This is a genomic window from Virgibacillus sp. MG-45, from assembly GCF_036409425.1.
In the GTDB taxonomy this organism is placed as follows: domain Bacteria; phylum Bacillota; class Bacilli; order Bacillales; family Amphibacillaceae; genus LDC-1.
Genome location: NZ_JAXOFU010000017.1, coordinates 21,433 through 35,808, shown reverse-complemented (window position 1 = coordinate 35,808; position 14,376 = coordinate 21,433). Strand labels below are relative to the sequence as shown.

At 39.5% G+C, this 14,376-nt stretch carries 10 protein-coding genes and 1 riboswitch; of the genes, 5 read left to right on the top strand and 5 right to left on the bottom strand.

What is annotated here, in order from left to right:
* Positions 1–27 precede the first annotated feature (27 nt).
* From yugI to SPK86_RS14690, 3 genes are all read right to left on the bottom strand, one after another.
* On the bottom strand, positions 28–417 hold the full coding sequence (gene yugI / locus SPK86_RS14700; protein ID WP_284141465.1) for a S1 domain-containing post-transcriptional regulator GSP13: 390 nt from the start codon (positions 415–417) through the stop codon (positions 28–30).
* 99 nt (positions 418–516) lie between these two features.
* Complete coding sequence (locus SPK86_RS14695) at positions 517–1,527, bottom strand: potassium channel family protein (protein WP_330949720.1); 1,011 nt, start codon at positions 1,525–1,527, stop codon at positions 517–519.
* 108 nt (positions 1,528–1,635) lie between these two features.
* On the bottom strand, positions 1,636–2,187 hold the full coding sequence (locus tag SPK86_RS14690) for a thioredoxin family protein (RefSeq protein ID WP_284141467.1): 552 nt from the start codon (positions 2,185–2,187) through the stop codon (positions 1,636–1,638).
* 197 nt (positions 2,188–2,384) lie between these two features.
* Here SPK86_RS14690 and SPK86_RS14685 point away from each other — a divergent pair, with 197 nt between their 5' ends.
* The 3 genes from SPK86_RS14685 (at position 2,385) to SPK86_RS14675 (ending at position 9,454) form a co-directional block, all read left to right on the top strand.
* Complete coding sequence (locus tag SPK86_RS14685) at positions 2,385–3,443, top strand: M20/M25/M40 family metallo-hydrolase (RefSeq protein WP_330949719.1); 1,059 nt, start codon at positions 2,385–2,387, stop codon at positions 3,441–3,443.
* A 603-nt stretch (positions 3,444–4,046) separates the two neighbouring features.
* Positions 4,047–8,402: a S8 family serine peptidase gene (locus SPK86_RS14680; RefSeq protein ID WP_443089796.1), complete on the top strand. Its 4,356-nt coding sequence runs from the start codon at positions 4,047–4,049 to the stop codon at positions 8,400–8,402.
* A gap of 143 nt (positions 8,403–8,545) precedes the next feature.
* Positions 8,546–8,693: riboswitch (FMN riboswitch) on the top strand.
* Between the two features lie 167 nt (positions 8,694–8,860).
* Positions 8,861–9,454: an ECF transporter S component gene (locus SPK86_RS14675; protein WP_443089795.1), complete on the top strand. Its 594-nt coding sequence runs from the start codon at positions 8,861–8,863 to the stop codon at positions 9,452–9,454.
* A gap of 69 nt (positions 9,455–9,523) precedes the next feature.
* Here the strand turns inward: SPK86_RS14675 and SPK86_RS14670 are convergent, their stop codons facing one another.
* Together SPK86_RS14670 and SPK86_RS14665 are read right to left on the bottom strand one after the other, a co-directional pair.
* Positions 9,524–9,913, bottom strand: coding sequence for a hotdog fold thioesterase (locus SPK86_RS14670; protein WP_284141470.1), 390 nt, complete (start codon positions 9,911–9,913; stop codon positions 9,524–9,526).
* A gap of 36 nt (positions 9,914–9,949) precedes the next feature.
* Positions 9,950–10,888 (bottom strand): 1,4-dihydroxy-2-naphthoate polyprenyltransferase, encoded by a 939-nt coding sequence (locus SPK86_RS14665; RefSeq protein WP_330949717.1) that lies wholly within the window; start codon positions 10,886–10,888, stop codon positions 9,950–9,952.
* A 362-nt stretch (positions 10,889–11,250) separates the two neighbouring features.
* Between SPK86_RS14665 and SPK86_RS14660 the strand changes: the two genes are divergently transcribed.
* Together SPK86_RS14660 and menD are read left to right on the top strand one after the other, a co-directional pair.
* Positions 11,251–12,645: an isochorismate synthase gene (locus SPK86_RS14660; RefSeq protein ID WP_330949716.1), complete on the top strand. Its 1,395-nt coding sequence runs from the start codon at positions 11,251–11,253 to the stop codon at positions 12,643–12,645.
* On the top strand, positions 12,642–14,375 hold the full coding sequence (menD, locus tag SPK86_RS14655) for a 2-succinyl-5-enolpyruvyl-6-hydroxy-3-cyclohexene-1-carboxylic-acid synthase (RefSeq protein WP_330949715.1): 1,734 nt from the start codon (positions 12,642–12,644) through the stop codon (positions 14,373–14,375). The genes SPK86_RS14660 and menD overlap by 4 nt, the downstream gene beginning before the upstream one ends.
* Position 14,376 lies beyond the last annotated feature (1 nt).

Sequence of the window (14,376 nt, the reverse complement as noted above, 5' to 3'; positions counted from 1 at the left end):
TTAGCAAGAAAGGAGAAAGCTTTTTTCTTAGTTTTTATATGTTTTTTCGCGGCTTTCGGATTGATCAATCCATTCCTGTAATTTATCCTTTAATGTGTTAAAACCTTCTGTATTATCACTAGTTTGTTGTATTACTGGATTTTTACGTTCGGATTTTGCACGTGTTTTTGGTGCCTCAACAGTAGCTCGAATGGAAAGGGAAATTTTGTTGCTTGCTTCATCTATACTTAAAACTTTTACATTAACAGTATCTCCAATTGATAAGTGTTCATTGATATCCTTAACAAAACCATGTGTTACTTCAGATATATGAACTAAGCCTTGCACCTCATCATCTAGTGCTACAAATGCACCATATGGTTGGATTCCTGCTACTTTTCCTTCAATGATTTGACCGACCTCAAACTTGTTTGTCATGCTGAACAACTCCTATATTCATTTCAATTATTTATGCACATTTAATTATTTTAACATAGTTTTTTCTGGGCGGCAAAAAAGAATTTGAGAAAGATGCTTTTATTTATTTCTTTTCCACGGTTCTAATAGGATGAGGTTGTCCGTTTGCTTTAACAGTAAATCGGCAGGGGGATTTAATTTCATTTCTTTCTCTCTCCTAATCCCAACTACTATTTTATTATCCTTCATTAAAAGTTGTTGAGCATCCAACACCGATTTGTGTACAAGCTGTTTGGGAAGACGAACAATACAAATGTTTTGCGTCAATAAAAGTTGTAGTAGTGTATCAAAAGGTTTTCCAGCGTGGTCGCGAAATAAGGCATGAAATAACAGTGTCCCTAGAAAATCATTAGGGCGAATTATTGTAGTTGTTCCTGCACGTACAGCATTAGAAAATTGTTTCTTTGTTAATATCTCCGCGATTATTGGAATGTGGGCGTTATTTCCCCGAATGGCTACGGTTGTTAAAATGGTATAATTGTCTGCCTGACGTTCACCGGCTGCTACATTAGCAGTAATGATTACTTTACTTGCTTCAGCTACATTCGCTTTCATTAATGTATGGTCTTCAGCGGCATCGCCATGAATAAAATGAACTGGATAAGCTTGGTAGGCGAGATGGTTTAATGTACGGTCGATTAGAACGATGCGGAAATGCGGATCGACATGGAGTGCCATATCGATCATTTGTTTGGTACGCTCGTTCCACCCTATAAAAATAAGGTGATTTTTCCCCTTAAAGGCAAGCTTTCCTTTGGAGCGGTTTTGTTCATATTTTACTGTGGAACTTGCAAATTGAGATATATAATAGGTTAACAGGCCGGCGCCAGTTAGCATTAATAAAATACCAATCATGCGACCAGCTGTGCTTAAAGGAACGTAATCACCATAGCCGACTGTTGCTGCTGTGACAAAGGCCCACCAAATTCCATCAAAAAAGCTTGGAAATTCATTTGGTTCAACGAGATGAATGGTAATTCCAAATAAGAGCATTACTATTATCGTTGTTAATAAGAGGCGAATAAGAATTGGTAATTGGTAATAAGCTTGTTTAATCCTTTCAGCGTGCATTTTTCCACCTAATTTCTTTTACACATCAATAAATAGTATGAGCAATTCGTTTGTTATTTTATGCATAAAAAAACTGTCCAACTTTTAAACTGGACAGTCAGCTTAGATTTATAAACAATTATCGAGTCGATCAATGATACTCTGATGAACTGCATCCCAAAAATCTGTGTTTTCCTGATAGGATTTGTTCATGAACATATACATTTCCTTCGCTTTTTGTTCATAATCAGCTGTATCCTTTGGTGGGAGAGAGGAAAGTGATTCATCAACAAAATTTTGTATGCTTTCTGCACGTGGTCCCCATCTAGCAACTTCTCTTCCGGCTTCATCAATGAAAATAAAGATAGGGATAGAACGAGCTGTTCCGTTCGTTAAATAGTTATCCATCAGTTCTAGGTTTTCATCACGAAAAAGAAAGCGCACATCCATCGCTGTTTGTTCTGCAATTCGGAGTAAGATGGGGATATTTAACATTGCATCACCACACCAATCTTCTGTTAAAACGATGACGCGTAGTTTTCGCTTTTTTAGTTGGTCGTAATTTCTATCGTGTGCTTGAAAGTGATCGTAAATATATAATAGGCTTTCTTTATTTTTTTCCATTGCTTCGATATAGTCATCTGGAAAAAGCCCCTTTTCAAACCATGCTTCTAATTCCACTTTACCCACTCCTTGTATTTAAATTTACGAATTAGTTTAATTATATATTCTTTTTTCATAAATGAAAGTAAATCAATTATGTTAGGGAATAGAGTAGAGTAGATTTGCGCTTTCTATTTTTTTCTTTTTTTTGCTATGATAAGACTATTGAAGAAAATAGAAAAGCGTTTTACATACTTAAAGGAGGGCTTAAATAAATGAAGCAATTGAACAAAGATTTTTTATTGGAATTGTTAAAGACACCATCTCCATCAAGCTGTGAGATGGAAATTCAGAAAAAATGGATGCATTATGTAGATGCGTTTGCCGATGAAATTATTACTGATAATGCAGGAAATGCGATAGGGGTATTAAATCCGCAAGCTTCTTTTAAGGTCCTTTTGGCTGGTCATTGCGATGAAATCGGACTTGTCGTAAATCGAATTGATGAAAACGGATTTTTGCATTTTGATAAAATCGGTGGTATCAATCCGAAGGCAGCGGTTGGAATGAAGGTTACCGTATTAGGATATAATGCGCACGTAACCGGAGTTATTGGCGTGAATGCACAGCATCATGGTGGCTTAAAGAATGATTTTGACTTAGAAGATTTATTTATCGATTGCGGTTATTCTTCCAAAGAAGAAGCGGAAGAATATGTGCAAATTGGTGATCTAGCAGTTTATAAAACGGACCCTGAAATATTACAAGATCGTTATGTCGCAGGACGAGGACTGGATAATCGAACAGGGGCTTTTATTGTGGCAGAAGTATTACGTCGATTAAAAGAGAAGGGCTGCCGTGTTGGAGTTTATGCTGCTAGTACGGTGAATGAGGAAACGAATATGGGCGGTGCGTATTTTGCGGCAGCTGGAATTGAACCAACCATGGCAATTGCCTGTGATGTTACTTTTGCAACAGACTACCCAGGTGTCAATAAAAACAAGCATGGAGATGTGAAGTTAGAAAAAGGACCAGTGTTAGCGAAGGGTGCGCCGATTAATGTTAAAATTAATCGTTTACTTGAAAAAGCGGCACAAAAATTACAATTAAATGTGCAATACGAGCTTACACCTCGAATGACTGGGACAGATGCTGATAAAATGCGATTAACCGGAAGGGGCGTTCCTGTCTCACTTGTTTCATTACCGTTACGATATATGCATTCTCCAGTCGAAACAGCTAGCTTTAAGGATATAGAAGAAGAAATAGAATTACTTGTTACAATGATTGCTGACCTTACTGGGAAAGAAAGCTTAAACCCGTTAGAAGACTAACTTTAATTTGAGAGAAAAAGCGTTAAAACCTATTTGGTTTAGCGCTTTTTCTTTATTTTAATGGAATCTTCTTTTTGATTTTGTTTTTTTTGTAAAAATATCTCTCTAGTAAATGAAACCATGGTAGGAGAAAAGTACCGTGTTGTTACAAGCGGTTTTCATGAAAACTAGATTATCATACCTAATTATCCTTGTAGAACCATCCCATGATGAATTGTTCAGATGGCTAAATACGTGTTATTTCATGGTTGAGTGGGAAAATGGATTCATTTTTCTTTCTTTTACAAGAAAGTTTCCTGCTAGTTTCATAACCATAGTTATACTAGAATCTTTTCATAGAAGGGTTGAAACCATATTCATGTGAATGCAAAAACAGGGATTACTAGACTATATTCCTAAGTAAACAAACGATTAAAATGGTACTTTTAAATCAATTAAGAATATTCTGATTTTTATTGACATGTTTCGACACCTTTTTTAAATTTTATCGATTATAGTTGCATTAACAGCAAGAGCCAACAAAATGCCGCATCTACACCTAGACCTTGCATAAACAAGATGAGGGAAAGGAGGATAGGGGGCATTTTTTCATGGTTTTAAAAAATGAGGGGAGGAATTTGCGTGCGATTAAAGAAGAAACGTCAGAGAAGAGCCTTTAGTATTGCAGCATCGGTTTTAATGACATTTTCATTATTAACACCGACAGTCAGTGCACAATCCGTCGATAAAGGTGCTGCAACAAATGGAAAAATCCATCAGTCTTTGTTTTCTAAAAATAAGGCGGAAGAAAAAGTAAGTAAACGGTTGATGGATGTTTTTAAAGAAAAAAATGAAGCTACTTTTCTAGTAAAATTTAAGGAAAAGGCGGATGTTGAAAAGGTTGCAAAGGCAGCGCGAAATAGTTCTGCTAAAGCAAATTTATCCGCAGAAAAAACAAAGCATATCCAACGCTCAGCTGTTGTATCTGAGTTAAAAGCTACTTCGCTTGAATCACAGCAAAATGTAAAAGCTTTTTTAGAAGAAGCGAAGAAGAAAGGAACAGTGAAGGATTATCATTCCTATCATATTGTAAATGGAATGGCGGTTACAGCATCTAAAGAAATAGCTGAGAAAATCGCTTCCTTTGCAGAGGTAGAAAAAATATTACCGAACGAAAAGCGTCAGTTACATGAAACAATTGTAAAAGACGAAAAAGCACCAGCATCCGAGCTTGCTAATGTAGAGTGGAATGTTGAAAGAGTTGGTGCTCCACAGGCTTGGGAAATGGGTATTGATGGAAGTGGAACCGTTGTAGCAAGTCTCGATACTGGTGTTCAATGGGACCATCCAGCTTTAAAAGAAAAGTATCGTGGCTATGATGCTGCAACAGGAAATGTAGAGCATCCATTTAGCTTTTACAATGCGACAAATCCAAGCTCTGAAGTGCCACTTGATGACCACGGGCATGGTACACATGTTACTGGAACAATGGTAGGAAGTGAACCGGATGGTTCAAACCAAATTGGCGTTGCTCCAGGTGCGAAATGGATAGCAGTAAAAGTGTTTGATAGCGCTGGAAGCACCTCTGATGCGATTTTACTAGATGGAGCAGAGTGGATTCTAGCACCAGGTGGACGTGTAGATTTAGCTCCAGATGTTGTGAACAATTCATGGGGTGGAGGTCCAGGTCTTGATGAATGGTATCGTGATGCAGTACGTGCATGGCGTGCAGCTGAGATTTTCCCAGAGTTTTCAGCAGGGAACACGACAATATTTAATCCAGGTGGTCCTGGCTCGGTTGCCGTACCAGCGAATTATCCGGAATCATTTGCAACGGGTGCTACCGATATTAATGATATGATTGCTGGATTTTCTTTACGTGGTCCATCTCCATACGATGAGGTCAAGCCAGACATTTCAGCACCAGGTGTGAATATCCGTTCTTCTGTTCCTGGCGGTGGCTATGAAGGTGGCTGGAATGGCACATCGATGTCCGGTCCAGCAGTAACAGCTGCAGCAGCTTTATTAAGACAAGTGAATGCATCAATTTCGGTTGATGAGATGGAACAAATTTTGATGAATACTGCTACACCAAGGACAGATGAGGAATATACAGAGTCACCAAACAATGGGTATGGCTACGGGATTTTAGATGCTTATAATGCTGTATCCTCCATCATGGACGGACTTGGAACAATTGAAGGAACAGTTACAAAAGAAGGAGTAGATAACGAAGCTCCAACATATTCACACACTGCTCCTGCAGAATCATTTTCTGGCATGGATCTTCCTTTAACAGTTCAAGTTTCTGACAATATTAGTGTTGCTTCAGTTGAGCTATCGTATCAAGCACAGGACGGAAGCTGGAAGACGATTGCAGCAACAAGAAAGAGTGGCGATTATAAGTCTGGTGATTATAGTGCAACGATTCCTGGAAATGAAATTGCTGAAGGTTCATTATCCTATAAATGGGTCATTAATGATTTCGGTAATAACGAAGTGACAAGTGAAACGTATGTCGTTTCTGTTCTAGCAGGGATTTCTACAGGCTATTTTACGGACTTTGAAGCAGAACCGATTGGTTGGTCATCATTTGGTGAAAACAATAGCTGGGAATGGGGGATTCCAACCTCTGGACCTGGTAATGCAGCATCAGGAGAAAAAGTATTTGCTACAAATCTTGCTGGTAACTATGACAGCAATATGAATGCAACGCTTGTTATGCCACCAATTGATTTGCCGGCTGGCAATGCATATCTACAATTCAAGCATTGGCACAATCTAGAAATGTATTCGTCTGGAAGTGCATACGATTTTGGACACGTATTTATTTCTACGGATCAAGTAGAATGGACGCAATTACTGCGTGTTCAAGGAGAAACTACGAGCTGGCTAAATGAAGAAGTAGATTTATCCGCTTATGCTGGTCAACGGGTATATATTGGCTTTAACGCTACTTCAGATACTAGTGTAACAAGAGATGGCTGGTATATTGATGATGTTGGTCTTTCAGATACTTCTATCAATCAAAAGGCTACATTACCAGGTAATAAAATGCTCGGATTTTCGAATGCAAGTAATGTAAAGACGATTGATAAAGCAGTAGATAAGCCAGCTGTTAATGCTGATAAGATTCAGCCAAAGCAAGAAAAAGAAGCTCCTGCTTTAGTAAAGGATCCAATTAGTCCATCATTGCTTCCAATTGGGGCAACGGTGAATGTGCTTGAAAGCGGTCGCTCTGTCAAAACAAATCCAGCAGATGGATCCTATTCACTGATTCATTCAGCCGGTAGCTATACGGTACAGGCAGAAGCATATGGTTTCTTTTCCGATCAGCAGACTGTGAATGTTGAACGTGACGGTACGGCTACAGCTAACTTCACGTTAGAAGAAAAGCCGCAGGCAACAGCTAGCGGAAAAATTACAGACGCAGCTACAGGTGAACCAATTGAAGGTGCAACCATATTATTAAAAGAGGATGCAAACGTAGCCCCTGTAGAAACAGACGCTGATGGTAACTATTCGATTACTGCATATGAGGGTACGTATACGCTAAAAGTGTTGGCTCGAGGATATCATGGCCAAGAGGTAGAAGTTGTTTTAGATCAAAATGTTGATTTGGATCTTTCCTTAGAGCCTTTCTATACCGTTCCAGGTGGAGAAATAGGGTATGATGATGGAACAGCGGAAAATGCTCGTGCCTATTATGATGCAGGGAATGCATGGGGAGTGAAAATGTCGCTTCCTGAAGGAAAAGATACTGCTGTCGTAACAGACGGTGTATTTCGTTTCTGGGATACAGAATGGCCAGTTCCAGGTGGAACAGAGTTTGCAGTTGAGGTCTGGGATGCTACTGGAGCAGATGGAACACCTGGAAACAAATTAGCTGGTCCAATCGATGCGGAAGCATTGCGAAATGGTGAATGGACAGTAGTTGATCTGACTGAACATAATATCATCGTAGATGGAGATTTCTATATGGTATATGTTCAGACGAAAGCAAATCCGAATGTTCCTGGATTAGCAACAGATGAGAATGGACCGAATGCTGGCAGAAGCTATCAAAGAGTTGGTGGTGCATGGTCTGCTTCCCCTGCTGATGAAGGAAATTATATGGTTCGAGCGCGTGTTAGCTATGAAGTCGAAACACCAGTTATCACGTCTCCAGCAGCAGACTTGGTAACAAATGAACCGGCACTTACTGTCGAAGGTACGGCATCACATGGCACAACAATTCAATTGTTGAACAATGGTGCTGAAGCAGGAACAGTGGAAGTGAGCAATGATGGAACATTCAGTATTCCTACTGAACTTTCGGAAGGGAATAATGAATTAAAAGCTGTTTCATTATTAGATGGAACTCCTACTGGTGAATCACAGCCAGTGTCTGTAACGTTGGATACGCAGAAGCCTGACCTAACCATTGATAATCCAAAAGATGGAGAAAAATCAAATCGTGAAACGGTAACGGTTGAAGGAACTGTTTCTGATGCAAATCTCGATTGGGTAAAAGTAAATGGACAAAAGGCGACCGTAACTGATGGAAAGTATTCGAAGCGTATCTTGCTTGATAACGGTCAAAATGAAATTAAAGTAGTGGCACAGGATCTTGCTGGTAATAAGAAGGTAAAAAAGGTGACAATGGATGTTAAATTCAATGCACCAGTCATCGAAAACCTAACACCAGTGGAGGACGTTCATCTAAATACGGGGGAGAGTGTAAAGATCGAATTTGACAGTGAGCCTGGACTAAGAGCGACATATGTAATCCATATGCCACTTACAAACCTAGGGGCAAAGCTTTCAAATGCGACAGAGCTTCCGATGATGGAAACGTCTCCTGGGCATTACGTCGGCTACTATACGGTTACTGCAGATGCATATGCAGACGGAGCACGAATTGAAGTAAAGGTACGGGATAGCTATAAAAATGAAACCCGTAAGGTTGCAGACGGAAAACTATTTATTAATCTAGACTAAATCGTATATTAGTGACGATGGTGCAGCATTCCAATGGGATGCTGCACCATTTTAAGTATGAAAAAGTGAGAAATAATTTTTAAGCAAAAAGGTTTTCAAGGAATAGATATATATGTATAATGAAGGTGACAATAAAATATCGATTCCATCTTCGGGGCAGGGTGCAATTCCCGACCGACGGTAAGAAGCACTTGATGTTTCAAGTCCGTGACCCGCAGGAGTATGCTCCACGCGGTTGATCTGGTGTAAGTCCAGAACCGACAGTTACAGTCTGGATGGGAGAAGATGTCGAGCTGAAAAATGGTGTGTTTTTTGCGCCATGTTTTTCCTGTGGAATGATTACCCTAAAGCCCCGATTAGGCTTTAGGGTTTTTTGTATGCATCAAATGACAAGCAGGAAGATAGGCTCATCCTTCATCACCAGATGTGAATCGATAAAGAGATGAAGGAGGAGAACGATGATGCAAACTACGATGCAATCATCTAAATTGGTAAGACTTATTATTTTGGCATTGCTGGGAGCGATATCGCTTCTATTGTTTTTTCTCAATTTCCCATTGCCGTTTTTGCCACCTTATTTAAAGATTGATTTTAGTGAGGTACCGGCATTATTGGCAGCACTTATTTTTTCGCCGTTAGCAGGGATAGCGGTTGAAGCAATAAAAAACGTGTTATATTTGACAATTGGTGGTGGAGAGCCTGTAGGAGTGGCCGCGAACTTCTTAGCGGGGATCATGTTTATTCTGCCTGTGTCACTTGTATATCATAAATACAAAGGTGTTAAAAGCATTGTATCTGGGTTGATTACAGGAACCATTGTTATGGCAGTCGGAATGAGTGTGTTGAACTATTTGGTTGTCCTTCCTGTATATGCGTGGTTTATGGGGATGGAAGAAATGAAGATTGAAAGTGTAAAACGACTTGCTGTTTTATATGGAATTCTACCATTTAATTTAATTAAAGGAATTATTGTTGGTATGCTATTTGTTCCACTGTTTATTAAAATGCGCAGATGGATTGAGGAAAAGCAAGCCATCTTTAGTAAAATATAATAAAAAAACCTCGGTGCATTCTGTCAATGTAGACGGACGATAAATGCCGAGGTTTTTATTTTAAGATAATTATTGGCGTTTTTTGGGAACTATGCCAATCGTACAACGGGAAATACAAATAAGCTGATTATATTCATCTGTAATTTTAACATCCCACACCATCGTTGTTTTCCCTACATGTAAAGGAATTGCTTTGGCGGTTACAATCCCGTCCCTTTTACTTTTGATATGGTTCGCATTGATTTCAATCCCAAAAACATTCGTTGTCTGTAGGTCCACATGCAATATCGCACCTAAGCTAGCAGCGGTTTCTGCCAGAGCGGCACTTGCGCCTCCATGCAAATAGCCTAGTGGTTGATGGGTTCTGTGGTCGACTGGCATCGACATGACCACAAGATTTTTATCCATGGAAACAACTTCAATTCCTAATGCTTCAAGCATTGTATTATGAATGTCCATTCCCTATCCCCCTTTATTCATAGAAACAAGACTTAGTTAGCTAATAAAGTGACTAATTAAGATCGATATACCTAAAAGTAAGCCATATAATGTATTCGTTTTTCCAGTAGCAACCATGGCTGGCATCATTTCTAATGGTGCTGTTTTTCCACGAAATCCCTTTAACACGTCACTTGCTTTTTTTATCGTTAGTAATGTAATAAGTGACCAAATTGGAAGAATATCCGTCACAATATACATAATTGTAAGTCCGTATGCGATGAGAAAAAGAACCCCTAGAAAACGAACAGCATTTTTTCTGCCGAGTAAAATAGCAAGTGTTTTACGACCGTTTTCTTTATCGTTATCTAAATCTCGAATATTGTTTGCAAGAAGTAGAGATCCAATAAAAATTGCAGTTGGAATCGATATCCAAATAATATCTTGTGTTATTGTTCCTGTTTGAATAAAATAGCTAATTCCAATGATGACTGTACCCATTAAAAAACCAGAAAATAGTTCGCCAAATGGTGTGTATGCAATTGGGAGTGGTCCTCCGGTGTATAAATAGCCTATGAGCATTCCGGCTAACCCAATAACGGCAATCCACCAGCTTGATTGCATGCAAATATAAACACCTAATAAAATCGCTATTGCAAAAAAACCAAGCCCTAAGTTACGAACAGTTTTTGGTGCAATTCCATCGCGGACAATTGTTCCACCGATTCCTACTGATTGTTCATTGTCAAGGCCACGAACATAATCATAATACTCATTAAACATATTTGTAGCCGATTGGATGAGCATAGATGCTACAAGCATTGCTAAAAAAGCACCTAAATGGATAGGCCCATCTAATAAGGCTACCATAGTTCCTACGAAAACAGGAATAAAGGATGCTGTTAATGTATGAGGTCTTAACAATCGCCACCATACTTGAAATCCTTCCTTTTCATTTAATGCTTTTTTTATATCTGTATCATTACTCGAATTCATTGATGTATCCCCCTGATTTTATCCTTATAACATTCTAAATATCATACTAAGTTTATGGAAATTCGGACAACGTGTCAATTACACATCATTTCGGGAATGCTAAAATAATTCCCTTTTGAACGAGAAATATATGAAAAACGTCCCATTCCTTGAGAAACAAAGCAAAAGGGAATAAAATAGATATGGTACTTTTTAAAAGTTGCAGGAGCATACAAACTAGCTCGTTTAAGAAATTGCATTGACATGCGTTTTCGATGCAATATGATCCTCACTTCTAGCCCATGTGGCGACGACAAGGAGGATAAGTTGGCGGATGAAATAGCCCCGCTGATTGAAGTTTCATTTTATGGAGGAAAATGTAGATGATCGAAATAAAAGCAAATCATATGGAAGCTTTGCTTCAGGAGGCAATCCAATCGTTGGAGTCGGATGAAGACGCACGTTTGGTTAGCATCACAAAAAAAATAGAACGGACAAATCCAACCCAGTTTTTTGAAGCTGCAACGTTAATGGAAAAAGATCGTGCTTTCTGGGCGAGTACTGCAGAAGATTTTTATCTTGTTGGAATAGGGAATGCAGCAGAAATTGTCGCGGAATCCGCGCGTTTTAAACAAACAGAGCAAATGTGGCAGCAGCTATTGAATGAAGCGATAATTCACAATCCATATATGAACGTACCTGGAACAGGTGCAGTTGCATTAGGCGGAATGGCTTTTGATCCAGACAAACCCAAAACAGATTTATGGAACAGCTTTCAGGCGAGTCAATTCCGGATTCCAGCAATTCTGTTAACGAAGGATAAGCAGGCTGATTATTTAACTTTTAATATATGTGTGCATAAAAACGATCATCCGGTACAGCTTGCCAAAGAACTCGAACGACAAGAGAGGAAATTATTTACAAATAACGAAGCTAACAAGGAAGCACCGCTTATCGCTTCTAAAGAAGAGATAGAGCCAGAACAATGGAAAAACTTAGTCCTTGATGCGACAAAGGAAATTAAAGCAGGAAAGGCCAAAAAAATCGTTTTAGCACGGGAACTAAAATTGACCTTTACTGCCGACGTTTCCATTCATATTATTTTAGAACGACTGCTTCGCACGCAAAATAATAGTTACGTTTTTGCTTTTGAGCATGGCGAAGATTGTTTTGTAGGGGCTACTCCTGAAAGGCTTGTAAGGTTGGAAAAAGAAAAACTTCTTTCCACCTGTTTAGCAGGAACTGCACCTCGAGGTTCAACAAGTACGGAGGATGAGAAAATTGCATATGAACTTTTACATGATTCTAAAAATAGGGAAGAGCATGATTTCGTCGTGCAAATGATCCGAGGTGCAATGGAGGCTTACTGCACGGATATTGATATTCCTACTGCGCCTGTTGTCTACCCGTTAAAAAATTTACAGCACTTATACACACCTGTTACAGCGCGGTTGAAAGAACAATTTAGTATTTTTAATGTGTTAGAACATTTACATCCAACACCAGCACTTGGCGGTTCTCCGAATAAAGAATCAATGGAATTTATTCGCGAGAACGAGTTGTTAGATCGTGGTTGGTATGGTGCGCCAGTGGGGTGGTTAGATAGTAACCAGCATGGTGAATTTGCTGTTGCGATTCGTTCTGGATTAATCCGTAGAGATAAAGCTTCTTTATTTGCAGGATGTGGTGTCGTAAAAGATTCTGACCCACAAGCAGAGTATGAGGAAACAAACGTGAAATTCCTGCCAATGCTGTCTGTGCTAGGGGGCCAATTATGAACCATACAGAAACACTTACACGATATACAGCAAGCTTTGTAGATGAGCTATCGAAAAGTGGTGTACAGCATGCGGTTATTTCACCGGGATCCAGATCAACGCCATTAGCAATGACGTTAGCAGAACATCCAAAAATAACAGAGTGGGTTATCATTGATGAGCGTTCTGCTGCCTTTTTTGCCTTAGGCCTAGCAAAACAAACGAAACTTCCTGTTGTAATTGTTTGTACATCAGGCACTGCAGCAGCCAATTACTTCCCGGCAATCGTAGAAGCATTTTATAGTAGGGTTCCTTTAGTTGTGCTTACTGCAGATCGTCCACACGAGCTTCGTGACGTTGGTGCTCCACAAGCCATCGAGCAAATTAAGCTTTATGGTGATTATGTGAAGTGGTTCCATGAAATGGCTTTACCTGAGGGAACACCAGAAATGTTGCGATACGCTAGAAGTAAGGCTTCACGCGCGGTTTATGTTGCCAGCGATGAAAATAGTGGGCCAGTACATTTGAATTTTCCATTTCGAGAGCCACTTGTACCAGATTTTACGTTGGATAACTTATGGGGAGCAGAAAGAGAAGCATGTTTTTCTTCTCACTCGACTGGACCTAAAATGCTTACAAATGTTCAGATTGGAGAATTAAAGGAACAGCTTCAGTACAAGAAGCGTGGCGTCATTGTTTGTGGACCATATGATGATCCGGCACTGGCGGATGTATTGGCAGAGCTTTCGTTAACATGGAATATCCCTGTGCTTGTTGATCCTTTATCGCAAATGCGGACAGGAAGCCACGACAAGAACAATTTTATTGAAGGTTATGATGCTTTTCTACGTAATGAGAAAATCAGAGCAATGGTCCAAGCAGATTTTATTATCCGGATTGGGGCAATGCCCATTTCAAAAGCATTTTTATTTTATATGAAGGAACATGTACAGGCTCCTCAGTATATTATTGAACGGCATTCTGGCTATCGTGAGCCTGTAGGAAATCCAGCACATTATATATATGCAGATCCAATTGCAGTTTGCAAGGCGATGCTTCAAATGTCAATCGAAATGGAAGCGGATTGGCTGCCAACGTGGAAAAAAATGAACGCCATCGCCAATAAGCATATATCTGTTTCTACAGAGGAAAAACTCACAGAAGGCGATGCAGTTCGCGTTACGATTGATGCACTCGATGAAAATGATACGCTTTATGTTGGAAACAGTATGGCAATCCGCGATGTGGATACATTCTTACGAGCAACCGATAAAAAGTTAACTGTTTTAGCAAACCGAGGCGCGAACGGGATTGATGGCATGGTGTCCAGTGCAGTAGGAGCTGCTGCAACTGGCACGCAGGTAACGTTATTGTTAGGTGATTTGTCATTTTATCATGATCTAAACGGGCTACTTGCTGCAAAGCAATATGACTTGAACTTAACAATCGTCTTGATTAATAATAATGGTGGAGGGATATTTTCCTTTTTGCCACAAGCAAAGGATAAAAAGCACTTTGATTTATTATTTGGAACACCTTTAGGAATTGATTTTACCCATGCTGTTCATTTGTATGGTGGAACACATCAGACGGTCGAAAAAGAAGATGAATTGTCTTCTGCGCTTTACCGAGCACAAAAGACAGAAGGATTTTCTGTTGTCGAGGTGAAAACCGAACGAGCACAAAATATGAAGTGGCATCGTCAAATGTGGTCAAAAATTGAGGAAGAAATTCTTGCCGTTTTAGGGTGAT

What these genes read in the sequence shown, in the direction of transcription:
- yugI (WP_284141465.1), bottom strand. Translation starts at nt 417, where the DNA reads ATGACAAACAAGTTTGAGGTCGGTCAAATCATTGAAGGAAAAGTAGCA.
- SPK86_RS14665 (WP_330949717.1), bottom strand. Translation starts at nt 10,888, where the DNA reads ATGAATTCGAGTAATGATACAGATATAAAAAAAGCATTAAATGAAAAG.
- menD (WP_330949715.1), top strand. Translation starts at nt 12,642, where the DNA reads ATGAACCATACAGAAACACTTACACGATATACAGCAAGCTTTGTAGAT.
- SPK86_RS14660 (WP_330949716.1), top strand. Translation starts at nt 11,251, where the DNA reads ATGATCGAAATAAAAGCAAATCATATGGAAGCTTTGCTTCAGGAGGCA.
- SPK86_RS14695 (WP_330949720.1), bottom strand. Translation starts at nt 1,527, where the DNA reads ATGCACGCTGAAAGGATTAAACAAGCTTATTACCAATTACCAATTCTT.
- SPK86_RS14675 (WP_443089795.1), top strand. Translation starts at nt 8,861, where the DNA reads ATGATGCAAACTACGATGCAATCATCTAAATTGGTAAGACTTATTATT.
- SPK86_RS14670 (WP_284141470.1), bottom strand. Translation starts at nt 9,913, where the DNA reads ATGGACATTCATAATACAATGCTTGAAGCATTAGGAATTGAAGTTGTT.
- SPK86_RS14680 (WP_443089796.1), top strand. Translation starts at nt 4,047, where the DNA reads ATGAGGGGAGGAATTTGCGTGCGATTAAAGAAGAAACGTCAGAGAAGA.
- SPK86_RS14685 (WP_330949719.1), top strand. Translation starts at nt 2,385, where the DNA reads ATGAAGCAATTGAACAAAGATTTTTTATTGGAATTGTTAAAGACACCA.